The sequence below is a fragment of the Bacteroides sp. genome, from assembly GCF_029057325.1.
Taxonomy (GTDB): Bacteria; Bacteroidota; Bacteroidia; order Bacteroidales; family Bacteroidaceae; genus Bacteroides.
Genome location: NZ_JAICZW010000060.1, coordinates 1 through 348 on the forward strand (window position 1 = coordinate 1; position 348 = coordinate 348).

Below are 348 nucleotides of genomic sequence, written 5' to 3' on the forward strand. Positions count from 1 at the left end.
ATATATTGATTATTATATCCTTATATCTATTTAGATGCCCTTAGAATCGCATTTTTGAAACAAAACGGGCATTAGTACGGAAAAAAGGCAAGGATTTTCCTTTTTCACGAATTGGAAAATAATAAGAAAAGCTCTTCTCTTCTTTATGTCATGATTTTTTTATTCTATTATTCTTGAGCTGTAAGCAATCAAATCCATCCTGAGAGTTTACTCTCTCAAATACGAAACGAAAAGATATGGCTCATCCGGAATCAGTGATAGGTCGGGATGAAAGCGTCCATTGTGTGTCATCACTCCAAATACCAGATGAACCAAAGATATAGAAAGCGAAATTGACTCTTCCTATAT